This is a genomic window from Pseudanabaena cinerea FACHB-1277 (genome assembly GCF_014696345.1).
GTDB classification, from domain to species: Bacteria; Cyanobacteriota; Cyanobacteriia; order Pseudanabaenales; family Pseudanabaenaceae; genus Pseudanabaena; species Pseudanabaena cinerea.
On the sequence record NZ_JACJPY010000014.1, the window covers coordinates 22,570 to 48,235 of the forward strand.

A 25,666-nucleotide genomic window follows, 5' to 3' on the forward strand; every position below is an offset into this window, starting at 1 on the left:
ATCGCTAAAGCAAATCTTGGATTAAATGAACTAATTGTTTGAGTTTAATCGGTTTGCTGACGTACTCATCTGCCCCAGCCGCCAAACAGCGATCGCGATCGCCTTCCATCGCCAAAGCAGTCAAGGCGATAATGGGAATGTTAACTACACTAGGATCGAGACGTATTTGTTTGGTGGCTTCGAGTCCGTCCATCACAGGCATTTGCACATCCATGAGGATTAAGTCGGGCTGATGAGATTTAGCTAAGGCGATCGCCTCAGCCCCATCTTTTGCAGACACAATGCGATAGCCTTTTGCGCCAAGGTAGCTAGAAATCGTGGCAATATTTGCTTCATTGTCCTCTGCTAGTAAGATCAAAGGTGATCCTAATAGTGTGGAAGTGCTAGGCTGAGGGTAAAAAGCTGGATTGAGTTGAGACTCTGATTTAGGGTTAGCAAGAACGGTGCTTCCACAGGGTAGCTCAACAGTAAAGCAACTGCCCACGCCCAACTCACTGGTTAAACCCACATTGCCATTATGCATTTCCACGATCCGTTTGACGAGGGCAAGCCCTAAGCCTGTTCCTTCATATTTTCGATTTAAGGCGCTATCAATTTGGATAAACGGCTGAAATAGTTTTGTGATGTTTTCTGGAGCAATGCCAATACCCGTATCCTTTACCGCAAATCTCAGAAAGGAATTCTCTCCATACTCTTCTCCTGACAATAGAGTGACAGTCAAAGTGATGCTGCCGCCAATATCAGTAAACTTGACAGCATTATTGAGTAGGTTAATCAGAACTTGACGGATACGCCGCTCGTCTATTATCAGGTCAGGCAGATTTTGAGGAATCTGTTCGATGATTTGAATTTGTTTGCGGAGAGATTGTTGACTGACAAAGACAATGCTAGATTTACAGAGGTTTTGCACCGATGTGGCACTTAAATCTAAGACCATTTGACCAGATTCGATTTTGGCGACATCGAGAATGTCATTAATCAGCGACAAAAGATGATTACCGCTATTCTCTAAAGTTTTTAAGGCTCTGATTTGCCGATCGCTGACATCACCAAATACTCCTTCTAGCAATCCTTCCGTCATTCCTAAAATCGCGTTGAGGGGAGTCCGCAGTTCGTGGCTCATGCTGGCAAGAAACTCATCTTTGAGGCGCGTGGCGCGGACAAGTTCTTCATTGGTATGTTGCAATTGAAATTCAGCGAGTTTGCGATCGCTGATATCCATCAGAATCCCAAATAGCCGAATTACCTGCCCCTCTTCATTGGCGATCGCTTCCGCTTTGACAAACACATAACCCATAGAACCGTCGGCACGAATAATTTGTAAATCGCTCTCAAAGGCTTCCGTAAGCTGAATGGCTCTATCGATCAGGTGAACAATTCGTAGGCGATCGATTGTAGAAAAATATGCCACCATCTCTTCACATTTTGGCTCTGGGCAATCAGGATCGAGCCTGAAAATCCTAAAGATTTCCTCTGACCAAGAATTTTTTCTGGTTAGTACATCCAGATCCCAACTACCAAGATGGGCGATTTGTTGAGCTTCACGGAGACGGCTCTCACTTTCTTGTAAAGCAGCCGTTCGCAATCGTACTTTCTCTTCTAAGGTTTGATTAAGTTGTTGCAACATCTCAACGGATTGTTTGCGTCCACTGATGTCAAGATGAGTCCCCGTCATTCGCAAAGGCTTGCCATCCGCATCCCACTCCACCACCTTGCCACTCGCCAAAACCCACACCCACCCGCCCAGCTTGTGACGCATCCTCATTTCACACTCGTAAGTCTCCTTTTCTTTACGAAAATGTTGTTCTAAGGCTAAGGTGACTGACTGGAAATCATCAGGATGGATCTTTTCCTTCACTGTTTCCGCATTGAGAAATTCCAGTTCTTCGATGGTGTAGCCGATTATCTCTGCCCAGCGTTCGTTAAAAATCAAATTTCCAGATGGAACATCCCAATCCCATAAGCCAATACCCGATCCTGCGATCGCTAGTTGCAACCGTTCTTTGGTGCGAGCAAGTTCAAGAGCAGCTTGCTGACGCTCTAGATGAATTTCGGCTTCCCTAAGTTCTCGGCGCACCACCTCTGCTAGTCGGGTTAGTTTCCCCTTCATCAGATAGTCATTGGCTCCTTGGCGCATTAACTCGACTGCCGAGGCTTCACCAATAGTGCCTGATATGACAATAAAGGGTATATTAGGCTGGATTTGTTTGACAATTTGGAGAGCCATAGGAGCATTAAATTGGGGAAGATTGTAATCCGAAAGAACAATATCCCAAGGATGGTTTAATAGGGCATTACGAAGTGCCTCCGCAGTTTCCACGCGCTCCCAAACAACATTAAAACCACCACGCTTTAGTTCGCGTAGGGTTAAAAGCGTATCATCTTCCAAATCCTCAACGATCAGAGCATTTAGTGGTTCGCTCATGGGTGATTAACTCCTGTTGGCAAGGGCTGATTGATCAAAGCCCAGTAAAGCCCCAGTTGGCTCACAGCTTCCGTAAAGCGATCAAACTCAACGGGCTTGCAGACATAACTATTAGCCCCTAAGTTATAGCTCTCAATGATATCGCGATCTTCACTGGAAGATGTCAGCACCACGATTGGTAAAAAGCGAGTGCGATCGCTAGCTCTAATCTGTCGCAAGACTTCTAATCCGCTAATTTTGGGTAGCTTTAGGTCAAGGAGGATCACACTTGGCAATGGGTCAGCATTCAGCACCATCGCCAGAGCCTCTTCACCATTACGAGCGATGAGAATTTCATTGGCAATGTTTGCCTTTCGCAACGCCCGCAAAGTCAGCCTTTCATCATCAGGGTTGTCTTCAACCAAAATAATTTTACTCATATTCATTACCTATACTCCTTTCCTGATCGATGTATTGGGGACAGTAAAATAAATGGTTGCTCCTTGTTCTACAACTCCTTCAGCCCAAACTTTGCCACCGTGACGATGAATAGCACGTTGAACGGTGGCTAAACCAATACCCGTACCCGGAAATTCGTTAGTATTATGCAAGCGCTGGAAGACACCAAATAACATATTGGCAAAGGTCATATTAAACCCAGCTCCATCATCGCGTATAAAGTAGGTTAAACGATCTTCTTGTTGCAAAACTCCAAATTCGATCTGGGCTGAGTCATGGTGGCTGGTAAATTTCCAAGCATTCTGTACTAAATTGTTGATCACAACTTGCATCAATGTGCGATCGGCAGAGACGATAATATTGGGCGCGATCGCCAATTTAACCTGCCGTTCTGGATTGATTGCTTGCAATTCATCGATCTGCTCCTGTACCAAGGCACTGAGGTTAACAGCGCTATATTGCATTTCCGATCGCGATACGCGGGAGAGTCGCAACAGGTCATCGATCAGCATCCCCATGCGGTGAATATTGCGGCGGATGCGATCAAAATAATCTTTAGCCTCATCATCAAAGCGATCGCCATAGTCCTCAATCAAGGCATTACTAAAGCCATCGATGGCGCGTAAAGGCGATCGCAAATCGTGGGATACAGAATAGGCAAAGGCTTCTAGCTCTCGATTGGAGGCTTCTAATTGGGCGGCAGTTTGTTGAATTGTGACTTCGGCTTGTTTGCGATCGCTAATGTCAAAGTTAGCCCCAATCATCTGAAGCGGTTCGCCGCGCTCATTGCGCTGCACTATGGCATAGGCTTGAATGAAGCGGATCGTGCCGTCAGGATGGATGACTCGAAACTCTTGGCAAAAGTCTTTTTCGCCTTTGAGGGCTTGTTGGATGGCTAATTCACTAGCTTGACGGTCATTTGGATGTAGGCTGTTTGACCAAGCATCGTAGGCACTTGAGAATTGATTGGAGGTGATGCCATAGAGTTCGTACATTCGATCATCCCAAGTAAGAATATTATGCACGACATCCCAATCCCAAATGCCCATAGCTGAGGATTTAGCGGCTAAGGAGAGGCGATCGGAGAGGTTTTGGAATTGTCTTTCCGCTTCTTTGCGATCGCTGATATCCTGTGCAGTCCCGATGGTTAATTTAATCTGTCCGCGATCATCTCGACTAAATACTGTGTCTCGACTATAGAGCCATCGCCATTCACCGTTAGCATGACGCATCCGATATTCTATTTCAAAAATCTCTCCATCTTGAGCAATATCAATTTGTTGATAGTAGTCAGGCATTTTTGCAAGGTCTTCGGGATGCATCAAGTTTGCAAATAATGCCGCTCCCATCGCTTGAATCTCAGTGGGTGTGTAGCCAAGCACTGATGCAATCTCACGATTGCTGTAAACATTGCAATGTTCTTGTAGATCGTAGAGATAGAGAATGTTTGGCGATGCTTCAGCAATTTTCTCAATAAATCTTTGGCTTTCTAAAATCTCCTGTTCCGCCTGTTTGCGATCGCTGATATCTTGAGCAATGCCTAAGAAGCCAATAATTTCTTGATGGTCATCCTTGAGAGCCGTAATAGATAGCAACACAGGAAACCGCGAACCATCTTTGCGGATGTAAGTCCATTCATTTTCACTAGCTAGACCTAAACGCGCTTTGGCGACAAACACCTCAAAACCGACGAGAATATTCTGCCCTAGCTCCACAGACAGGTTTGCCGCTCGGTTAACTATCTCCTGCGGATCGTGAATAATTGCGGGGGTGAATTGACCAATTAGTTCAGAGGCGCTGTAGCCCAACAGTCTCTCCGCCGCTTTGTTAAAGGTCTGGATTACGCCATTTAAATCGGTGGAAATTAATGCATAATCAGCACCATCGAGAATGGCTTGATGGAGACTATTGACCTGCAACAGTGATTGGGTGCGTTCTGCAACCTTGGCTTCTAGATCTTGGTTGAGTTGTTGTAGAGAGGCTTCGGCTTGTTTGCGATCGCTAATATCTGTAATCGTGCCAACATAACCAACGGTTTCCCCAAACTGATTGCGCTCAGCCACAGCCTGACCATAGCCCCAAGTCGTCTGCCCTGCCTTATTTTGAAACCGATACTCCAGAAGAAACGGACGATTTTCGGCAACCGAAGTATTCCATTCCGTAAAAACCAATTCGCGATCGTTGGGATGAATGCCATCAATCCAGCCAAAACCCAAAGCTTCAGACAGGGTTAATCCCGAAACTTGCAGCCAGCGTTCGTTCACATATATGCATCTGCCCTCAGCATCTGTCCGAAAAATTCCCACTGGGGCGGCGGAGGCTAGGGAGGCAAAACGCTCTTCACTATCTCTAAGTTCGACTTCACAACGGTGACGTTCTGCCATCGCCTCAGCTTGCTGGATCGCGATCGCAATCTGTACTGTGATCTCATCTATCATTACCAGATCGGTATGCTGCCATTCCCGATAGTTTATACATTGATGCCCGTCTAGAAATCCCCATAACTTTCCAGACACCACCATCGGCACAACAAGATTTGACTTCACTTGATATGCTTGTAACCAATGCAGGTAAGCATCAGGATAGCCCGCAGTAAGAATGTTTTCTTTGGTGATCGCCCGACATTCTTTATGACGCAGGGCAATATCGCCACGAAAATTAGGATCTGAGATCGCCTCATTTAGAGCAACTCGCCAATCTGCGCCCACAGATTCTGCAATGACTAATCCACTACCATCAGATTGAAACTGCCAAATTAATAGGCGATCGCAACCAAGAAGCGATCGCAGTTTCTGCACAGATGTTTCGAGAATTTCTGGCAAAGGTAACAAAGCGGCGGTCTTATTGGCGATCATGGAGATCAATTGCTCCCGTTCGACTCTTGCCTTGAGGTTGGCGGTACGGTTTACGAGGTCTTCACCGCTTAGCCTGAGTTCTAACTGACCGACTGCCAAACGGCTTAGGGCTTGGAGTTGCTGGATTTGTTTTGGAGTAAGGGTTCTGGGTTGGCGATCGATCACGCACAAAGTCCCCAAAGCATAGAGATCTGGGGTCATTAAAGGGACACCAGCATAAAAGCGAATGTTAGGATCTTGAAGTACCAATGGGTTATCGGCAAAACGGACATCTTGAGTAGTGTCTGGAATATTCAAGATCTCGCCATCGGCAACCGCATGACCACAAAAGGAAATATCGCGGGGTGTCTCCATAACGTCAATTCCAACACGCGATTTAAACCATTGGCGATCTTGAGCAACCAAAGATATTAAGGAGATCGGCGTTCCACAAATATCAGCCGCCAGTTGCGTCAAGTCATCATATTCTTGCTCAGGCAAGGTATCGAGAATATGGTAGCGCTCTAGTGCAACTAGGCGATCGCTCTCATTGGCTGGGATTTCAGGATTTTGCATAGGACAAATTACTGTGACTTACAAGGGGGATTGAAGCGGAATCTCTACAGCAACTCTTGAATTAGTACAGCCAATTGCTTGAGTTTAATCGGTTTGCTAATGTACTCATTTGCCCCCACGCCCAAGCAGCGATCGCGATCGCCTTCCATTGCCAAGGCGGCACTGGTTCCGCCCAGTGAGGAAGTAAAAGCCAAGCATAGCAAGGGTTATGGTTTTAATTAAAAGAATCTTGTATGGCAGTAACCTAACACAAAAACAGGGTGTACAGGCACTTTTTGCTCAAAAACCACGTTAACCAGCTTTGACAACAGATTCCTACACTCCTTGCTGAATAAGACTTTCTGCTCCTCATTGGGCGGAACCAGTGCCGCCAAGGCAGTTAAAGCAATAATTGGTAAATCAGCCAGACCAGGATCGCGGCGAATTTGGGCGATCGCTTCGAGTCCATCCATCACAGGCATTTGGATATCCATGAGAATTAAATCAGGGCGTTCGGCTTTTGCAATAGCGATCGCCTCAACCCCATTTTTAGCAACAATCACCCGATAGGCTTTGGCTTCAAGATAACTGGAAATAGTCAAGATGTTGGCTTCGTTATCTTCCGCCAAGAGAATGATCGGGAGCGGGAGCGGAGTCGCCTTACTGTCATAAAACTCACTCACAACCTGCTGCTCAGGTGAATTTTCAGTTATGGCTAACTGCTGATCTGCTTCTGAAATTGCTGATGAATGCGTTGGTGATATTTCTTGATTATGCAACAAGGGAAAACTATATGGCAGACGCACAGTAAAGCAGCTACCCTGATTAAGTTCGCTCTGAAGCCCGACATTACCACCATGTAATTCCACAATTTGTTTCACTAGCGCCAGCCCCAGCCCCGTTCCTTCATATTTGCGATTTAGCTTGCTATCAACCTGTACGAAGGGCTGAAAAAGTTTCTCTTGATCCTCAGGGGCAATGCCAATGCCTGTATCAGTTATAGCAAAGCAAATATATCGACTGTCTGGGTATTCTGGGCGATCGCCAAAACCTACTTCTGAGGCTTCATAATAGACATCTAGGCTGACCTTACCACCCTTGGGGGTAAACTTGACCGCGTTGGTTAATAAATTAATCAGCACTTGTCGCATACGGCGCTGATCTAACAGCATTTCTCCTAGATCTGGAGGCAAATTCGCATTGATCTGAATCTGTTTTTTGAAAGCCTGTTGTTTGACAAAAACGATACTTGATTTACAAAGCTGCTCAATAGAAACTTGTTCGAGTTCCAATTCAAGTTTTCCCGAAGAAATCTTTGATAGTTCCAAAATGTCATTGATTAAGGCTAGCAGATGTTCTCCACTTTTCTCAATGGTGGCGATCGCTTCAGATTGACGCTGATTAATTGTGCCTAACACCCCTTCTTGCAAGCTCTCTGACATTCCCAAAATGGCATTGAGTGGAGTGCGTAGCTCGTGACTCATATTTGCCAGAAATTCATCCTTGAATCGCAGAGCTTGCAGAAGTTGATCTTCATTGTTTTTGAGGTCGGTAATATCTTGACTAATGGCAATATATTGATAGAACTTCCCCCGTTCGTCAATAAACGGCAGAATCGTCGTGTTCACCCAATAGAAACTGTCATCTTTATATCCACAAAAAAATCGCGAGAATGATATCCAGAGCTAATCATGCGATGATTTTGACCGATTAATTCTGCTCGACTATATTTAGAAATTTCGCAGAATTTATCATTAGCAAAGATAATGGAGCCATGCACATCAGTGATTGCCACCATTGCGGTGTTATTTAAAGCATTGGTAATGTTGCGAAGTTGAGCTTGTGATTGCTTAATTGTGGTGATATCGCGGACAATTTTGGAAGCCCCAACAATTTCCCCTGTCGCATCAATTACAGGGGAAACTGTAAAAGATACATCTCTGGGACTGCCATCTTTGTGCAGACGAATACTTTCATAATGTTCCATTCGTTCGCCCCGTTTGATATGATCGATAAATACCTCTTCTTCATGGACGCGATCGCTGGGAATCATCATGGAAATCGATTTTCCCAATACCTCATCCGCAGAATAACCAAACATTCTCTCGGCGGCTGGATTCCAACTGGTGATATTTCCATCAAACGTGTTTGTAACAATCGCATCGTTGGAGGACTCAACCACCGAGACTAACAAACGGGAAGCTTGCTCAGCTAGTCTTAGCTCCAGTTGACTGACAACCAAATGCCCAAGTATTTCCAATTGTCTGATTTGGTGGGAGGTGAGTTGTTTGGGTTCACCATCGATAACACATAACGTACCCAAGGCATAATGATCGGGAGTGATTAAAGGTACTCCTAAGTAAAACCGAATTTTGGGACCGCCAACCACTAAAGGATTATCCGAAAAACGCGGATCTTCTATGGCATCAGGAACGTGCAGAGTCTCTTTGGCTGCTACAGCGTGACCACAAAAAGAAATTTCACGCGATGTCTCAGTTGCCTCAATTCCCACCCGCGATTTAAACCATTGCCGATCGCGATCAATTAAAGAAATTAAAGCAATCTTCGTTCCACAGATATCCGAAGCCAGTTGAGTCAAGTCGTTATATATCTGTTCTGGTAACGTATCGAGAATTTTGTAGCGATTAAGGGCAGCTTGGCGATCGCCTTCATCGGCGGGAATTTCAGGTTTTTGCATAAAATTGATTGACTGCTAATTGACTGACTGCTAATTGACTATCCAGATATTCTTAATAAACTGACTTCGCTGCTCCATCAAAAATTGATTTTTTACATTACGGCTCAGCCCTAGCTGCCGCGATAGGTGCTGTAAGACCAAGGGGAAACCAGTAAAGGTACATGGTAGCGATCGCTGGCATCGGTGATGCCAAAGCGAATGGGAATTTGTCCGAGAAAATTAATTTTTGAATTGGTTGGATTAGCACAATCAGGGAACTTAGCGAAATAGTCGCTAACGTAAAAGCAAATCTCATAGATGCCGATCTTGATTTCTGTATCATTGAGCAGTAGCTCGTCAGTACGCCCATCTTGATTGGTGTAAAGGGTTTTTAATAAAACTTTATTTTGACCTTGACTGTGATCTGTATCGTCAGCGATCGCCCATAGCTCTAGCTTGACACTTTGAGCAGGACAGCCATGAACAGTATCTAGAACATGAGTTGATAGTTTTCCCGACATAATTGTTATGATACCCTTTGTGTATAAATACTTGCGCCATTGTTGCTCTTAGCATAACCTGATTACACCTATCCATAATAGCGTTGTCACACATTTGTGAATTAAACATCAAACCTATGCGGCTGGGGGGCGGCATTCAAATAAGCTATAACATGGTTATTTAGTTAGAGATTTAAGTATATCTTGCAACAATTCCCCTTTGATTTTCACGAACTGCCGACACCAACCTATCTTGTAGGTGGATGGGTGCGCGATCGCTTGCTCAACCGCCAAGGTCGCTATTTAGATTTAGATTTTGTATTGCCAGATCGCGCCATTGAGGTTGCCCAAGCGATCGCCCGTAAATATAAGGCGGGTTTTGTGGTGCTAGATGCAGAGCGCAAAATTGCTAGGGTCGTATTTGCCAATGCCACGGCAGACTTTGCCCAGCAAATGGGGCGCACAATTCGAGAGGATCTTGGGCGGCGCGATTTTTGTATGAATGCGATCGCCATTGAATGCCATCAGCTTTTGGAGATTGAAGGATTGGGGATTGGGGATTGGGGATTGGGGATTGGGAAGCAAGTGGTGGAACTTTTGATCGATCCTTTTGATGGTTTTGGGGATTTACAAAGTCAACAAATTAGAATGGTGGCTCCTGAAAATTTGGCGGAAGATCCATTGCGGATTTTGCGCGGCTATCGGCAGGCGGCGCAGTTAGGATTTGCGATCGAGGACTTGACAAGGCAGGTAGCAATCAAGTTTGCACCGAGATTAAAGGCGATCGCCGCCGAACGAATACGCACGGAATTAGGTTATTTATTGCATAGTAGCAATGGAAGTTATTGGATGATGGCGGCGGTTGAGGATCAGATCTTGGCAGATTGGCTGCCGCGCCAACACCTCAATATCGCTCGCTTTAGGCAAATTGAGTCAGTAATTACGATGCTGCTCAAGGAATATCCAGATTTGGAATTATTTTTTAGCAAACACTTGGCAGCCGATCGCTATGCTCTGGTAATTATCAAACTTGCGGCTTTGACCAATAGCGCCAATGCCCTTGAGTCGTTGGGTTTGAGCCGTGCCGAACAACGCTGGCTGTTGGGAACCCTGCGTTATTTACCGCAGTTTATCGATCTCAGCGAGCAAGCGACCCTAACAGAGCAGTACAAATTTTTTCAAGCAACCCTAGAGTTTTTCCCTGCGATCGCTACCCTTGCCCTAGCTGCTGGTCTTGAGTTGCCCAAAGTTGCGCCTTGGCTAGAGCGGTGGCTTAATCCCCACGATGCGATCGCCTATCCTGTGGCACTGCTCACGGGCGATGATTTGCGCTATGAGTTAGGCATTGCCCCTAGTCCCAAGCTAGGCGAGCTTTTAGAAACCGTTAAGTTGGCACAGGTGGAAGGTCAAGTTAAAACCAGAGCCGCCGCGATCGCCCTAGTTAAGACCTTAATGTAGCGGCAGAGAAACCCTCGCCCGATATAACAGTCGCGCGCCCAATTTATAACCCACATAGCGCACTAATACGCGATCGCCCACCGCGATCGCCTGCTCTTGATCCATAGTCTGATCCATTAATTCATGCTCCTGCGGATCATAGGCAATCTGTTCGCCCACCGCACCGATGGGCTTGACTTGCCATTGCTGCAAAAGCAGATCGAGGGGACGTAATAGCGGCAAAATATTTTTAGCAGGTAATTGGGGATTTTGCTGTACTGCATAGATTGCTGATGGCAATTGCAAAATTAATGACTCAATCTGTTGCACCGCTTCACGGATTAACTGCGATCGCAAATCCTGTTTTTGCTGCTCTAAGCGATCCAGTAAAAGTTGGTATTCAGCTTGAAGGTCAAGGTTTCGCTCTTGATTTTGCCCTTGATTTTGCTTTTGATTTTGTTCAACTAGATCATTCCCCATCCCTGACGGTAAATCATCAAAACAATCAACGGTAACATCATGGGTGATCCGATCATTAATTACCTCATGGGAATGCTCGGTTTGTTCATACAAATTATTAATAGATTCGCCAGTGAATTTATCAACAAATTCAGTCATGAAGTCAGTAATATTGGTTTGCAACACCGTAGCTAATTTAGCTAGATCGGCATACTTCAAATTTGCGCCATTGCCCTTACGAAGGCTGTCAATAGCCCTGCGCGACACCCCTGCGCGATCGCTCAGCATTTGCCAACTTGCTATCCCCGCAGTTTGCATCATTTTTTTTAATGATTGCGTAAAATTTTCTGGGGAATCATTCATGGATAAATACCTGTATTTTAGGTTTTAGAAAACAGTTATAGCGATCACTATAAAATTCGCTATAAGATAAAGTTTAAAATAAGATTATCAAAATCTGAATAAATATTTTCGCTAGGGCGCAGTAGAACATATGACTCCGATGACACTAATAGCTGCTGAAGTTCCGCGTCTAGGGCAGTTGCTGGACTATCAAAAAGCAGAAGCCTGTAACGTAGCCGTAGACCTATGGATTCCAGATTGGTTAAGAAATTGCTGGGAAAAATTTCAGAAAGGAGAACCTCTAGATGCTGAAGATATAGTCGGACGCGCCCTAGGATTTGCCTACAGCCTCCATGACGGTCAATGCCGTGCCTCAGGAGAGCCATATATTCTGCACCCGATCGCCGTTGCCGCAATCCTCAAAGATCTTGGCGCGAGTAATGCCATGATTGCCGCAGGTTTTTTGCATGACGTGGTGGAGGATACCACTGTTACCTGCGATGAAATTGAGGAGGTTTTTGGCAAGGAAATCAGGCAGTTGGTGGAGGGTGTCACCAAACTATCGAAGTTGAGCTTTGAGAATAAAACCGAAAGCCAAGCAGAAAACTTTCGGCGGATGTTTTTGGCGATGGCACAGGACATCAGGGTGATTGTGGTGAAACTTGCCGATCGCCTGCACAATATGCGAACCCTCGAACATTTACGTCCCGAAAAACAGGTAGCAATTTCACGGGAAACTAGGGAGATATTTGCGCCCCTTGCCAATCGCCTTGGGCTTGGACAAATTAAATGGGAACTGGAGGATATTGCTTTCAAATATATTGAGCCTGAGCAGTATCGCACGATGGAGTCTTTGGTGGCAGAAACCCGCGAGAGCCGCCAAGAGCAATTGATTGAAGTTACTAGAGTCCTCAGCGATCGCCTAGAGGCAATGGGCTTGACCAACGTTGATATTAGCGGTCGCCCTAAGCATCTGTACGGTATTTACCGCAAAATGGAACGGCAGCGTAAACAATATAACGAAATTTACGATATTCAAGCGGTCAGGGTCATTGTCAATAGTAAGGATGAATGTTATCGCGTCCTCGCTGTCGTCCATGATCATTTCTGTCCGATTCCAGGCAGATTTAAAGACTATATCGGACTGCCCAAGCCCAACCAATATCAATCACTGCACACCGCCGTAATTGGACCTAAGGGGCAACCCGTAGAAGTGCAGATTCGCACATGGGAGATGCACCACATCGCAGACTATGGCATTGCCGCCCATTGGAAATATAAAGAGAGCAATTCTGTTAGTAAGGCGCTGAAGGGAGATGATCAAAAATTTACTTGGCTGCGGCAGTTGGTCGAGTGGCAAAGGGATATGAAAGATCCTCAGGAATATCTCGATAGCGTCAAGGAGGATTTATTTGATAGCGAAGTATATGTATTTAGTCCGAAGGGGGATGTGTACTGTTTGCCCAGGGGCGCAACGCCTGTAGATTTTGCCTATCGCGTGCATACGGAAGTGGGAAATCATTGTTCGGGGGCATTGGTAAATAATGTGATGGTTCCTTTGCAAAGGGCGCTGAAGCATGGTGATATTGTCACGATCCTGACCCAAAATAATGCCCATCCCAGTATCGACTGGATTAATTTTGTTGCTACCAATTCCGCTAAGAGTCGGATTCGTCAATGGTTTAAGCGATCGCGCCGTGATGAAAACATAGCCCTCGGTCGCAGTGCCTTAGAGCGAGAGCTAGGCAAAAACGGTTTAGAGGCTTTGCTCAAGTCCGATCAAATGCTGAAGCTGGCAGAAAAATGCAACTATCACAATGTGGAGGATCTTTTAGCAGGAATTGGCTATGGCGAAACCTCAATCAATGCGGTGGTCAATAAACTGCGCGAGCATCAACACCAACATCAACATCAACATCATTTCCATCACCTGCATCAACTTGCACCCGATGGCGATCGCACCCAATCCTTCAAATTTGATTCTCGCCATGATGCTAAACACGATCATGCCCATAGTTCTAAAGCGCCAATTTTGGGGCTAGAGGGCATGGTCTATTCGATCGCTGGCTGTTGTGCGCCCTTACCAGGGGAACCGATCACAGGAGTAGTTGCCCTCGGCAGCAATCGCGGTATTACCATTCACCGCCATGACTGCCATAATTTGCAAAATATTCCTAGTGATCGCCTGCTCCATGTGGCATGGAATCAACATAAAGAAACGGAACATCCCCAAACCTACCCCATTGACATCAGGGTAGAAACCATTGATCGCGTGGGGGTACTGCGGGATATTTTAACCCGTCTATCCGACAACAAAATCAATGTGCGCCGCGCCAATGTCCAAACCAAAAAGGGCAAGGCAGCAATCATTGATCTCAGCATCGATATCAGCGATCGCCATCAATTTGATCGGGTCTGCAACCAGATCAATAAAATGTGCGACACACTATCTGTGTCCCGACTGGTCGGCGAATAGGCAAATATCGGCTTTGCCGAGAAATTTTGCCGAGAAATATAGTTGCGCGGCGAAGCCGCGCAACTATATTTCACAGGGGTTTATGATGTTTGTGCCAATGGTGAGCAATATCAATGCGGCGACAGAGCCACACCCGCTCATGACTCTGGACATAATCTAAAAATCTAGCCAATGCCGCCGCCCTGCCTGGTCTGCCGACTAGGCGACAATGCAAGCCGATACTCATCATTTTGGGAGATTCTTCCCCCTCCCCATAGAGAACGTCAAAGGCATCGCGTAGATAGGTAAAAAACTGTTCCCCAGAGTTAAACCCCTGTGGCGTGGCGAAGCGCATATCGTTATTATCGAGGGTGTAGGGAATTACTAAATGGGGTTTGCCATAGCTATAGTCCCAATAGGGTAGGTCATCGGCATAGCTATCGGAGTCATAGAGAAATCCCCCTTCCTCTATCACTAGGCGGCGCGTATGTTCGCTAGTGCGACCTGTGTACCAACCTAAAGGGCGCGATCCTGTAATCTCCGTATGAATGGCGATCGCTTTTTGTAAATGCTCCCGTTCCTGTTCAGGACTGAAATATTTATAATCAATCCAACGATAACCGTGACTAGCAATTTCCCAATCTGCCTCCAGCATGGCAGCGACTGCCTCAGGATTGCGTTCCAATGCCATCGCAATTCCATAGACAGTCACAGGAATCTGGCGATCGCCAAACATCCGATATAAGCGCCAAAAGCCTGACCGACTGCCATACTCATAGCAAGACTCCATACTCATATGCCGCAGCCCCTGAAAAGGAACTGCACCCACAATTTCCGATAAAAATGTTTCGGAACTGCTATCCCCATGCAGGATGCAATTTTCGCCACCCTCTTCATAGTTAATTACAAACTGCACAGCAATTCTGGCTTGATTTTGCCATTGGGCATGGGGCGGGGTGCGTCCATAGCCTGTCAGATCTCGCGGATATGTCATTACGGTTAATACCTCCTAGTTATTTGTGGTAACTGATGTTACGCGGAATTTGCCAAGACCCTCACCCCTAGCCCCTCTCCCAAAGGGCGAGGGGAACAAAAATTTTCTGGATTTTGCTCCCCCTCTCCTCTCTGGGAGAGGGGGCTGGGGGGTGAGGGGTTCCATGTAACATCAGTTAACAACTTATACCAAAACACAAAATGGCTATACCGTTTTGTGTAGTAAAAACCTTTATACTAATCTGCAAAAGTGTGAACACACTCTTGTGCATTGACAAACAATATAGCGCTCTGTCCTTGGTAATAAATCTATGACCGCCACTCCCACAGTTCGGACATATCACCTAACCAAGCAATTTGATAATCATGTTGCGGTCAATCATCTAGATTTGCAGATTGAACGTGGTGAAGTTTATGGATTAATAGGTCCCAATGGTGCGGGCAAAACCACATTAATTAGAATGTTAGCGGCGGCAGAAGAACCCACCGCAGGCGAAATCTATATCAATGGGGCAAGGTTTTTGCGTGGACAAAACAATCCTGAACTGAAGCGCCAATTGGGGTATCTGCCCGATGACTTCCCTCTCTATGACGATTTGACCGTCTGGGACTATTTAGATTATTTTGCGCGTCTATATTTCTTGCGTGACCCCCAGCGATCGCAGCGCTTGCACGAAGTGATCGAACTAGTGGAACTTGAGCAGAAAAAGGATGAGGCGATCGCCACCCTTTCACGGGGCATGAAACAAAGGCTAAGCCTTGCCCGTAGCATCATTCACAATCCCACCTTATTGCTATTGGATGAACCCGTATCAGGGCTTGATCCTCTAGCGCGGGTACAGGTTCGCAACATTATCAAATCTCTACAACAACAAGGGATGACGATTCTCATCTCTTCCCATATCCTCAGTGACCTTGCCGAAATCTGTACTTCCATCGGCATTATGGAATTAGGGAACCTCGTTGAAAGCTCACGCCTACAGGAACTCTACGATCGCACCAGTCAAGATCAACAACAAATTCTGATCTCTACCCTCGGCAAAGTGGAAGATTTGCAAGCCGCCCTCAAGCGATCGCCACAAATCCAACAAGTAGAAGTTCTCACAGGTGTTCCCAGCGTGCGGGTAGAGATGACAGGCAACTTAGAGGACTGTGCCAACCTAATGAAGTTGTTGATTGATGCAGGTATTCCCATTTACAACTTCCATCGCACTCAAGAAACCCTAGAAAGTATATTTATTAAGCTTGGACATAAGCAAACCAGCTAATTCCCATCTAGCGCTTTGCGTTGTAAACTAATCAAGGTGATTGATTGACAGCAATTCAGAGGCAACATTTATTGTTGGGTCTGATTTTTTTGTCTCTCTGATATTTAGTTTAACCATGAAAATAACCATGAAAAGAATAAATTTGATAACCAATTTGCGGTCTAGATTTAATGTTAGGTTTCCAGCTCAAACATTTGTAGTCATGTTTTTGGCGATCTCTGCCTTTGCATTGACAATTGGTCTGCCCCCCCAAGGTGTATATGCCCAGACCACTTCTCCCGATCTGATCAATAAATACAATCTTGCGGTTACCGATGCTAAAGTGGCTGAGCTAAATGAAGTTTCGCAAAAATTAGTGGCGATTACTGAAGATAATCCATCTTTAGTTTGGCAAAATAAGACTTCCCCTAAGGGCAAGGTTTTGGTGGCAACTTGGACAAGTTGGACAGGCTATGATAATCAAATCGGTCAGTCAGTCAATACATCTCGCCAAACATGGGTGACGACAGCCCCTGAAGTGCAAGAATTCTGTAAAAAGGAATTGAAAGGAGTCACCAATCAGAGCGATAGAAATTTAAGATTAGAGCAACTATTGGGATTGCCGCCCAATAATGGCAAAACTCGATTTGTCGAATTTTGGGTAAATCCTCAGGATCTATTTCGACCTAGCGCTGATGCTGAAATCAACGATCGCACCGCTTTTGGTGAGTTTACGCAATTACCCACAGTCCTTGCAGAAAAAGCCAAACCCGAATACGTTAATTGGTTTGAGGATTTAAGATCCAAGTCCTATAATGCTGTGGGTGGTTATCCTTGGACAAGAATGGGCTACACCTACGATTGGGGCAATCCTAAAAGCGAGATTGGCGTGAGTGAGTTTGTGATCAATTCTGGAGTCACCATTGATGTGAAATCAGTACAGCCCAACGATAAGTATTGCGTGAGCTAAACCACCATAGCTGTAGCAGTTTTGATTTTGCCTAAGAGCCTGTTTGAGAAGTCTAGACATTCGCTTACGAAGGGGGGGACAGATTAAAAAAATAACCCTTTTTAAGGGGTATTTAGGGGGAACAAAACTTAGCAAACAGCCTCTTACGCAAGAAACCTTGAAACCCTGATGCTAGCGTAGGGCAATTCATAAATTGCCCCTACTTTTGGTGGTTTTGCGTAAGTCCTAATTATGCTATCAACATGGGGGAATAAACCCAAATCTCTGATAAAGTCACTATGTTCGCTTAGCGAAAGTTTTCAGGATTGAGTCTTCTACCATTATTTAAGCTACTAAAACCATTGCCCAAATTTGCGCCTGTGCCACCATCACTAGGGTCAAGATAGGGCTTGAGATAAAGATTGCTGCTGCCGCTAGGGAGATTGGTAGAGCGATTAGAGGATGTCAATACAGAGTTCAATACCCCATTAACATCGCCTAAATCGATCCCTAAACCGAGATCCGTAATGTCATTTAATTTACCTAAAGTGCTATTACCGCGACTGCCATAGGTGTTTACAGCCGTGGTTGTTTGTCCACTGTCGGCGGTGGCGAGATTACCAAATACGCGATCGCGGGTGGCAATGGGGTCTTGTCCATTGGGAACCGTCAGGACAATGCGGCAACTAGAATTTTTATCGGTGGTGGCACAGATCACGTTATAGCCATTTTCCACACCTGTCCGCATTTCCACTAAACCATCAGGGCGGTATGACTCTAGGCGGCGACTAATTTCATTGCAACGGCGTTCAGGCGACCAGCCATCACCCATCGCACTAGGAGCCGCCCAAGGAAAATATTTTTGGGGTTGACTTTTGGGTTGATAGACCACGATGTACTGCCCATCGCGCATTTGACAGCTAAATCTAGCATTTTTATTATCGGTGGGGTTAGCGGCTTTATCGTTGGGGTTTTCCGCAGGGATCTGGCTAGGTGGGGTTTCTACAGGGATGATTTGAGCGCTGCTGGGCATGGCGATCGCCAAGGGGATTGCAAGGGCGATCGCTCCGCTTTGCATTAATTTTAATAATAGGGATTGGGATGCTTTGGGGATTAGGGATTGCATAGGTTTGAACCAATGGTGTGTAAGGAGTTGCTGACTGCTGTATCAAGAAGTAAATGACGTTGTGTGTAAGCGATCGGTTCCTATTGAATTACGGTAATATCTTCATCCACGATCGCGGGTAAAGGTTCGCGTAAAATCACCGTGTTTTGCAATTTGCCGATGCCTTCAATTTCTATACATACGCGATCGCCTTGCTGCATTGGTCCCACCCCCTCTGGTGTCCCTGTCAACACAATATCCCCTGGCAATAAAGTCATAATTTGACTGATGTAAGCCACCAGGTAATCAGGGGAAAATACCATTTCATCGATCGCCGAGCATTGCAAAGGCTTTTTCGATTCATTCATGAAGGTTTGCAGCAAAGCCGAAGGGCTGACCTCACGCACCACCCAAGGGCCCAAAGGACAAAAAGTATCAAAGCCCTTACCCCTAGTCCATTGACTATCACTTCTTTGCAGGTCACGGGCGGTGACATCATTAGCGATCGTATAGCCCCAAATGGCAGTGATCGCCTGTTGAGGACTACGGTTAAAACAACGCTCCCCAATAACTAATGCCAGTTCGCCTTCATACTCCACGCGCTTGGACTGAGGTGGCAGGGCGATCGCCGCTTCGGGCGCAATAATTGTTGTCGTGGGTTTTAAAAATATAATCGGCTCCTTCGGCACTTCACCGCCCATCTCGGCAGCATGGGCTGAATAATTTTTGCCAACAGCCACAATTTTGCTAGGTTCACAGGGTGCTAAAAGCTGGTATGTATCTGGAGCTAGCAATTCACCGTTGGGTTCGCCGCCAAGCCAAGGGGCTGTATCAAGGATTTTTACTGATTGGTTTAGCTCTAGTAGCCCGTAATAGACTTTCCCTTGGGAAGCTTTCACGCGAACGTAACGATCCGCCATAAAGAGTTTTTTGTATCTAACTTGATCGTATTGTAGCCAAATTCAGCCCTGCAAATAATAAAAGCCTAAGGATTGGCTAAAGAAGCGATCGCCGCCAATCGCTAGCTGTCAGTCCTAGTTCATTTTGGACTTTATGAAAAACTTAACTAAACTAGCTTTAAAGCAATGTTAGTTTTTGTGTGTCATCTCAGCACCTTGCTATGAACTTATCCACCTTAATTTTGCTGTCCCTTGGTCTTGGTATTGGTTTTGGGGCAATTCTGAATACTACATTTCCCACCTATATTGAGCTGATAAATCTAAATATTTTGGTTCCCGTTGGGGAGTCATTTTTGCGCCTAATTCAGTTTGTGGTTGTGCCGATCGTGTTTTCTTCATTGATCATGGGCTTGACCAGAATCCAAGGTGCAGGGCAGGTGGGGCGCTATACCGCTAAGTTGGTGACTAGCTATGTAATTACTAGCACGATCGCCCTTGGGGTAGGCATGGCAACTGCTTACCTTTTGCAACCAGGGAGTGGGGTGGAGGGGTTTGCATTGCCCGAAAGTTTAGAGGTGACGGTGGCTCCTTCCCTAGTTACTTGGTTAGTTAGTTTGATTCCCACTAACCCCCTAGAGGCACTGAGTACAGGTAATTTGTTGCAAATAATTTTCTCGGCAGTACTTCTAGGGTTTGGCATCCAGTTAGCCCATGAGCAAGCCCAACCCTTTGTCAAACTCATTGAAAGCATTTATCACATCAGCGAAAAGACCCTATCAGTAATTTTGTATGTTGCGCCTTTGGGTGTGTTTGCATTGATTAGCTCCGTGATTGCAGTGCAGGGTTTAGAACTAATTGCCAAATTATTTCTTTACGTGTTGGGTCTGTTCATTGCTTCCACGATCATGATTGCGATCGATATGTTGATCTTGGCGACCCTCAAGGCAGACCCCCTGAGATTTTTACGCAGTCTCGCTGAGGCGATCGCCCTTGCCTTTGGTACGGCTAGCTCCAACGCAGCGCTGCCTGTGGTATTGCAAAATATCCAAGAAAATTACGGACTGCGGGAAGAAATTGCCAGCTTTGCGATCCCCTTGGGAACGGCGTTAAAGCGGGATGGGGCAGCAATTTTGCAGGGTTTCAATGCGTTGTTTGTGACCCAGATCTATCAAGTGCCGCTTACGCCTTCGCTATTATTGGCGATCGCCCTCAGTAGTTTATTAGTTTCCTTTAGTACCCCAGGCGTACCTGGTTCGGCAATTATCACCATGGCAACGGTACTATCTGCCGCAGGGTTGCCCCTAGAGGCGATCGCCCTAGTTGCAGGCATTGATCGACTGACCGATGGTTTTAAAACCGTTGTCAATATTATCGGTAACAGCACCAACGCGATTATCCTCAGCCATTGGGAATCCGAAGTTTTGACCGATACGATCGCCACCTAATTTTGGGGAGAATTGCAGTCCATTGCAGCTTTATGTATTAAAAACATAAAAAAGGGGCGCGAAGCGCCCCTTTTTTTAGGATTGACTTTCTAACCTAGCCTGCAACAGAGGTACATAATTGGTATAAACATGACCCTGCCGAAAATCGTCATCATCTAACACCTTCTGATGAAAAGGAATCGTGGTAGGGACACCTGTAATCGCACATTCTCGCAAAGCTCGCTTCATCCGCAAAATTGCTGCATTGCGATCGCTGCCCCAAACAATCAACTTCGCAATCAAAGAATCGTAGTAAGGCGGAATCACATAATCAGTATAAACATGGGAATCCATCCGCACCCCAGGACCACCTGGAGGCAAATAGCCACTGATACGCCCAGGATTAGGACGAAAATTATGGTCAGGATCTTCAGCATTAATCCGACATTCGATCGCATGACCTCTTATCTCGACATCCTTCTGATGCATCTGCAACTTATCGCCTTGGGCAACCCGCAACTGCTCCGCAATTAGATCGATCCCCGTGATCATCTCCGTCACAGGATGCTCAACTTGAATGCGGGTATTCATTTCCATGAAATAAAACTTGCCATATTTATCCAGCAAAAACTCCACCGTCCCCACACCCACATAGTTAATTGCCTTAGCCGCCTTCACCGCCGCATCACCCATTTTTTCCCGTAGTTTGGGGTTAACCGCACTGCTGGGCGCTTCTTCTAACAACTTTTGATGCCGTCGCTGAATCGAGCAATCCCGCTCACCCAAATGCACCACATTGCCATGCATATCCGCCAAGATCTGAATCTCAATATGGCGCGGATCTTCAATCACCTTCTCGATATAGACCCCACCATTACCAAAAGCCGCCTCAGCCTCCCCTTGAGCCGCCCTCAGCAACCGCAATAAATCATCAGGATTGTTTACCAGACGCATCCCACGACCACCACCACCCGCAGTCGCCTTAATCATCACAGGAAAACCAATGGCATGGGCAATCTTGATCGCCTGCTCCTCCGACTCAATTAAGCCCTCACTGCCTGGGATAGTCGGTACACCCGCCTTTTGCATCGTCTTTTTAGCAGTAGACTTATCGCCCATCGAGCGAATTGAGTTGGGACTAGGACCCACAAACAACAGGTTATGATCGGCACAAATTTCCGCAAATTTGGCATTTTCAGAGAGAAAACCATAACCAGGATGGATCGCAGTAGCATTGTGGGTCAGGGCTGCGGAAATGATGTTAGGAATATTTAGATAACTTTTACTACTCGGTGATTCGCCAATGCAGACCGCTTCATGGGCTAGTTGCACGTGCAGAGAGTTGCGATCTATATCAGAATAAACAGCAACAGTGGGAATTCCCATCTCTTCGCAGGTGCGGATGATGCGGAGGGCAATTTCACCTCGGTTAGCAATTAGTAATTTGGCGATAGGAGCCATGTTTCAGCGTGGTAATAGGTGATCGGTAATGTGCTGCAAGCTTCGGTGGATAAATGACGACTTCCAAGCTTTTGAATTTTAACGTTATTTTGTAACTGATTGCTAAATTTTGGTGAGCATCCACAAGTTTTACCCATCGCAATAACCGTACTTACCGAATTGTGACGATTGGTGACATAATAGGCGAGAAAACTTAAGGTAAAACTGATACTGCTATGTCAGACGGAAAAGGATTCGGCTTTGGTTTAGGCAAAATGAAAGAAGCCTTCCAAAAAGCTCAACAGATTCAAGAAGGTGCAAAAAAGTTACAAGAAGAGCTAGATGAGCTGCGTTTGACTGGCGAAGCAGGCGGCGGATTAGTGAAGGTAACTCTGAGCGGCAACCAAGAACCCCATGATGTCGAGATTGCTCCTGAAGCTCTAAATCAGGGTGCTGAAGTTTTGTCGGATTTAGTGCTGGCGGCTCTCAAAGATGCTTATCAATTGTCAACTGGCACAATGAAGGAAAAAATGGAAGCGCTCACAGGTGGTCTGGGACTTCCTGGTGGTTTCTAAATTGGAATTTTAGGTTTGCATTTTGCTATTAGCAAAATGCAAATCGCTATATGTAATCGGACGGCTTTCTTAATTTTTATGATAAATAACCCTGCATTGCGTGTACAGCGCCGTAATCAACCTGCGGCTGTTATTTCCACCGAACAGCAAGCATCAATCTTAGATTGGCTAGAGTCAACAGGTCGCCTGATCGCTAGAGAAGGTACTGAGTCTAGCCTCAAGTTTGATGATGAGGCTGAAGAATTGAGTGAATTGATGCTAGGTGATGATTCTAGCTATGGCGATGACGATGACGATGATGATGACGATGATATCGACTAATTGGCTTGGTTGAGTTGGCTTGATTGAGCTGTTGCAAAGCTATTGTCACCCACTGGCAATAGTTTTGTTTGTCTTTTATTTATTTTATTTTTTTAATTGCAGCGCTCCTGCGCTGACAAGAAGACCAGAAAGATCTTTTGAGGCTGTTATGCACTGCTTTCTAAGATCTTTCTGCATTATTAAAAGCCTCAGTGGGTTGCATGAGTAAAAAACAAAAATTTCCTTATCTTGTTGGCTCCAAATGGACAGCGATGCAAGAAACCTTTGGTTGGCGGCATTTTGTGGTGGTTAACCGCAAAAATGAAGGCGATCTAGTATTTGCCGAGATCAAGGCGGCTTGTGATGATTCGGTGCGTTTTTGGTTGAATGCCAACGCTTTGAAGCGGCGATCGCTATGGCAACCAGGCTGGAAAACTTTACAGGAGATGTAACCCCAACAAAGTGCCGCAGAGCAGCAGCTTTTTACGGGGGCTATACGGCGGCTAGTGCCTTAATGTTCATGAGCTTTAAAAAACGCTCGAAATGAAAATATTTAGACATCATTTCGCAAATACTAGTCACCTTTATGCCCTCATGGAGACGCACTTGACCCAAGCAAGCCTCAATTACACTGACCGTACTGAGGGTGTCACGGCTAACTGACAAAATTGGTACGCCTAACTCCATTGCTTTGCTGGCGACATCATCATTAACAAACGGACGACCCGTGAGAATTAGACAGTTAGTTGATGTTTCGAGGGCGGCAAATTGGAGGTCGATGCGGCTACTGCCTGTAATGACGGCTTTGTTATAGGACTTGCGGAAATAGCTCTGGGCGGAGTTGACATCCATTGCGCCAATCTTTAATTCCTCTACCATCAGTTTGTCTAGGTCGATATTGTCAGGGTGGCAAAGCATGGTTGCGCCTAACTGCTCAATGATTTCCGAGACGCTGACACTGCGGAGGGTACGATTTTCGGGCATGAGGGCAAGAACGGGGATACCTTGATTTTCAAGGTATGGGTGTAATACTTCGATCGCACTTTCGTACTGTCCATCAGGAATATCGTTAATGACTACCCCCAAGAGGCGATCGCCAAAGCGCTGTTTTGCCATCAAAATATGGTCAACCACCAGCAAGGAGCCGAAGCGCATTACCAACAAAATTGGCGCATCCAACTGAGCAGACATTTCCTCTAGGGATAGCCCAAAAATTGCACCTTCGGCGGTGTTGGCTGGCGCTTCTACTAGCACTAAATCCGCTTCTACCAGTTTCTTATATTCATCGAGCTTACCCGTATAGTCCTGTCGATCTTCGCCAGACAAACGACGCTGAAGTGCATTGCGATCAAGATTGAGCAGTGTGGGACGCAAAAGTTCTGGAGGCAGGTTTAGGGCTTGACGAATAAAATCCACATCAGCCTCGCTATGCTCAGCCGATTCTGGCAAGCTTTTGGAGGTAAAAGTGCCAATAGGCTTGCCATAGCCAACCTTAAACCCTTTGACCTGTAAGTTGTATGTCAAACCTAAAATTGTTGCCGATTTCCCACTGCCTGACCTAGTAGAACCAATCAACAGATGCTTAGCCTGTGGCACGTCTTGCCCTCTAACCCTATTACAAAATTTACAGGAGTGTAAATAAATTCAAATAAATTTAGATCCTGATTTGGATATTGTAGCTGATGCTTTGCAGTTGTTACATTTTGTGTTGACTAATTTGTGCATAGTAAATATGCGTTTTGTGCAATCGAGTTATGCTAAATGTCACGAAATATGGCATCACTGATGCGACAGGCATCAAAAATTTCTTTGGGGTCATGGACACGCAAGATGTCGGCTCCACCACTGATGCAGGCTGTACAGGCGGCAATCGTGCCGAAGAGCCGATCGCTGGGGTTGGGGCGATCGCAAATTGTGCCGATAAAGCTTTTGCGGGACACACCCATTAATAAGGGTGCTGGCAATGTTTTTAATGCTGATAAATTTCTAATTAGCTCTAAATTGTGATCGAGGGTTTTGCCAAAACCGATGCCAGGATCGATCGCCACAAGATGGGGCAGCACCCCGCAAGCTTTGGCAATATGGATGGCATCGGTCAAAAATTGCTTAACCTCTTTTAGCACATCTTGATATTGCGGGTTGGCTTGCATGGTTTGCGGTTCCCCCTGCATATGCATCAAAAAAATTGGCACTTGCAATCTACCTGCAAGTAAGAGCATTTCTGAATCAAAACGCCCTGCGGAAACATCATTGATCATGTCTGCCCCTGCGGCGATCGCCTGTTGTGCCACTGCGGATTTGATCGTATCTACGGAGATGGGCAGATGCGGATATTCGGCACGAAGGGCGGTGATGATGGGCAAGATGCGATCGCTTTCTTCTTGAATGCTGACGGGCTGGGCATGGGGGCGCGTGGATTCGCCACCGACATCAAGGATGTCGATATAGGGCAGCATTTGGGCGACCTGTTGCAGGGCAGCATCGCGTGAATTGAACTTACCGCCATCACTAAAGCTGTCGGGGGTAATATTCAAAATCCCCATGATGTAGGTGCGATCGCCCCAGATAAATTGGCGATCGCGTATTTGCCAAGGGGTTAGCTTAGTCATTAG

Annotated in this window: 21 protein-coding genes and 1 pseudogene; 8 read left to right on the forward strand and 14 right to left on the reverse strand. The window is 45.9% G+C overall.

Going from position 1 to position 25,666, the window contains the following annotated elements:
- Window positions 1–4: 4 nt before the first annotated feature.
- The 7 genes and pseudogenes from H6F44_RS06765 to uraH form a co-directional block, all read right to left on the reverse strand.
- On the reverse strand, window positions 5–2,425 hold the full coding sequence (locus H6F44_RS06765; RefSeq protein WP_190350197.1) for a hybrid sensor histidine kinase/response regulator: 2,421 nt from the start codon (window positions 2,423–2,425) through the stop codon (window positions 5–7).
- Window positions 2,422–2,850 (reverse strand): response regulator, encoded by a 429-nt coding sequence (locus H6F44_RS06770; protein WP_190350198.1) that lies wholly within the window; start codon window positions 2,848–2,850, stop codon window positions 2,422–2,424. Before H6F44_RS06770 ends, H6F44_RS06765 begins: the two co-directional genes overlap by 4 nt.
- Window positions 2,851–2,853: 3 nt before the next feature.
- The gene (locus H6F44_RS06775) at window positions 2,854–6,273 is read right to left on the reverse strand and encodes a PAS domain S-box protein (protein WP_190350199.1); all 3,420 of its coding nucleotides are present in this window, start codon (window positions 6,271–6,273) and stop codon (window positions 2,854–2,856) included.
- A 44-nt stretch (window positions 6,274–6,317) separates the two neighbouring features.
- The gene (locus H6F44_RS06780) at window positions 6,318–6,467 is read right to left on the reverse strand and encodes a response regulator (protein ID WP_199302028.1); all 150 of its coding nucleotides are present in this window, start codon (window positions 6,465–6,467) and stop codon (window positions 6,318–6,320) included.
- A 24-nt stretch (window positions 6,468–6,491) separates the two neighbouring features.
- Window positions 6,492–7,745 (reverse strand): annotated as a pseudogene (locus tag H6F44_RS06785) (ATP-binding response regulator); the annotation flags it as partial.
- A gap of 131 nt (window positions 7,746–7,876) precedes the next feature.
- The gene (locus tag H6F44_RS06790; RefSeq protein ID WP_190350200.1) at window positions 7,877–8,950 is read right to left on the reverse strand and encodes a PAS domain S-box protein; all 1,074 of its coding nucleotides are present in this window, start codon (window positions 8,948–8,950) and stop codon (window positions 7,877–7,879) included.
- Between the two features lie 110 nt (window positions 8,951–9,060).
- Window positions 9,061–9,450, reverse strand: a complete 390-nt coding sequence (uraH, locus tag H6F44_RS06795) for a hydroxyisourate hydrolase (protein ID WP_190350201.1) — start codon at window positions 9,448–9,450, stop codon at window positions 9,061–9,063.
- 183 nt (window positions 9,451–9,633) lie between these two features.
- Between uraH and H6F44_RS06800 the strand changes: the two genes are divergently transcribed.
- Entirely contained in the window at window positions 9,634–10,887 is a 1,254-nt protein-coding gene (locus H6F44_RS06800) for a CCA tRNA nucleotidyltransferase (RefSeq protein ID WP_190350202.1), read from the forward strand.
- On the opposite strand, the gene grpE is transcribed toward H6F44_RS06800, so the two are convergent.
- Window positions 10,879–11,688, reverse strand: a complete 810-nt coding sequence (gene grpE, locus H6F44_RS06805) for a nucleotide exchange factor GrpE (protein WP_190350203.1) — start codon at window positions 11,686–11,688, stop codon at window positions 10,879–10,881. The two genes, H6F44_RS06800 and grpE, sit on opposite strands and share 9 nt — an antisense overlap.
- Before the next feature lie 130 nt (window positions 11,689–11,818).
- Here grpE and H6F44_RS06810 point away from each other — a divergent pair, with 130 nt between their 5' ends.
- The gene (locus H6F44_RS06810) at window positions 11,819–14,143 is read left to right on the forward strand and encodes a RelA/SpoT family protein (protein ID WP_190350204.1); all 2,325 of its coding nucleotides are present in this window, start codon (window positions 11,819–11,821) and stop codon (window positions 14,141–14,143) included.
- A 70-nt stretch (window positions 14,144–14,213) separates the two neighbouring features.
- On the opposite strand, the gene puuE is transcribed toward H6F44_RS06810, so the two are convergent.
- Complete coding sequence (gene puuE / locus H6F44_RS06815; protein WP_190350205.1) at window positions 14,214–15,116, reverse strand: allantoinase PuuE; 903 nt, start codon at window positions 15,114–15,116, stop codon at window positions 14,214–14,216.
- Window positions 15,117–15,426: 310 nt separating this feature from the next.
- On the opposite strand from puuE, the gene H6F44_RS06820 reads away from it, so the two are divergent.
- Window positions 15,427–16,383, forward strand: coding sequence for an ABC transporter ATP-binding protein (locus H6F44_RS06820; RefSeq protein ID WP_190350206.1), 957 nt, complete (start codon window positions 15,427–15,429; stop codon window positions 16,381–16,383).
- A 202-nt stretch (window positions 16,384–16,585) separates the two neighbouring features.
- Complete coding sequence (locus H6F44_RS06825; RefSeq protein WP_199302030.1) at window positions 16,586–17,332, forward strand: hypothetical protein; 747 nt, start codon at window positions 16,586–16,588, stop codon at window positions 17,330–17,332.
- 286 nt (window positions 17,333–17,618) lie between these two features.
- Here the strand turns inward: H6F44_RS06825 and H6F44_RS06830 are convergent, their stop codons facing one another.
- A complete protein-coding gene (locus H6F44_RS06830) occupies window positions 17,619–18,437 on the reverse strand; it encodes a COP23 domain-containing protein (protein ID WP_190350208.1) in 819 nt (272 codons plus the stop codon).
- A gap of 80 nt (window positions 18,438–18,517) precedes the next feature.
- Window positions 18,518–19,336, reverse strand: coding sequence for a fumarylacetoacetate hydrolase family protein (locus H6F44_RS06835; protein ID WP_190350209.1), 819 nt, complete (start codon window positions 19,334–19,336; stop codon window positions 18,518–18,520).
- 200 nt (window positions 19,337–19,536) lie between these two features.
- Here H6F44_RS06835 and H6F44_RS06840 point away from each other — a divergent pair, with 200 nt between their 5' ends.
- Complete coding sequence (locus H6F44_RS06840) at window positions 19,537–20,760, forward strand: dicarboxylate/amino acid:cation symporter (protein ID WP_190350210.1); 1,224 nt, start codon at window positions 19,537–19,539, stop codon at window positions 20,758–20,760.
- A 75-nt stretch (window positions 20,761–20,835) separates the two neighbouring features.
- On the opposite strand, the gene accC is transcribed toward H6F44_RS06840, so the two are convergent.
- Window positions 20,836–22,200: an acetyl-CoA carboxylase biotin carboxylase subunit gene (gene accC / locus H6F44_RS06845; RefSeq protein WP_190350211.1), complete on the reverse strand. Its 1,365-nt coding sequence runs from the start codon at window positions 22,198–22,200 to the stop codon at window positions 20,836–20,838.
- 215 nt (window positions 22,201–22,415) lie between these two features.
- On the opposite strand from accC, the gene H6F44_RS06850 reads away from it, so the two are divergent.
- The 3 genes from H6F44_RS06850 to H6F44_RS06860 all read left to right on the forward strand — a co-directional run bounded on the left by H6F44_RS06850 (window position 22,416) and on the right by H6F44_RS06860 (window position 23,506).
- Window positions 22,416–22,754 carry a YbaB/EbfC family nucleoid-associated protein gene (locus tag H6F44_RS06850; RefSeq protein ID WP_190350212.1) on the forward strand — a complete coding sequence of 113 codons (339 nt, stop codon included), beginning with the start codon at window positions 22,416–22,418 and terminating at the stop codon, window positions 22,752–22,754.
- Between the two features lie 78 nt (window positions 22,755–22,832).
- Window positions 22,833–23,075, forward strand: coding sequence for a DUF3134 domain-containing protein (locus H6F44_RS06855; protein WP_190350213.1), 243 nt, complete (start codon window positions 22,833–22,835; stop codon window positions 23,073–23,075).
- A 200-nt stretch (window positions 23,076–23,275) separates the two neighbouring features.
- A complete protein-coding gene (locus tag H6F44_RS06860) occupies window positions 23,276–23,506 on the forward strand; it encodes a TIGR02450 family Trp-rich protein (RefSeq protein WP_190350214.1) in 231 nt (76 codons plus the stop codon).
- Between the two features lie 40 nt (window positions 23,507–23,546).
- Here the strand turns inward: H6F44_RS06860 and H6F44_RS06865 are convergent, their stop codons facing one another.
- Window positions 23,547–24,650 (reverse strand): phosphotransacetylase family protein, encoded by a 1,104-nt coding sequence (locus tag H6F44_RS06865; protein WP_190350215.1) that lies wholly within the window; start codon window positions 24,648–24,650, stop codon window positions 23,547–23,549.
- 161 nt (window positions 24,651–24,811) lie between these two features.
- Window positions 24,812–25,663: a dihydropteroate synthase gene (gene folP / locus H6F44_RS06870; RefSeq protein WP_190350216.1), complete on the reverse strand. Its 852-nt coding sequence runs from the start codon at window positions 25,661–25,663 to the stop codon at window positions 24,812–24,814.
- Between the last annotated feature and the right edge of the window lie 3 nt (window positions 25,664–25,666).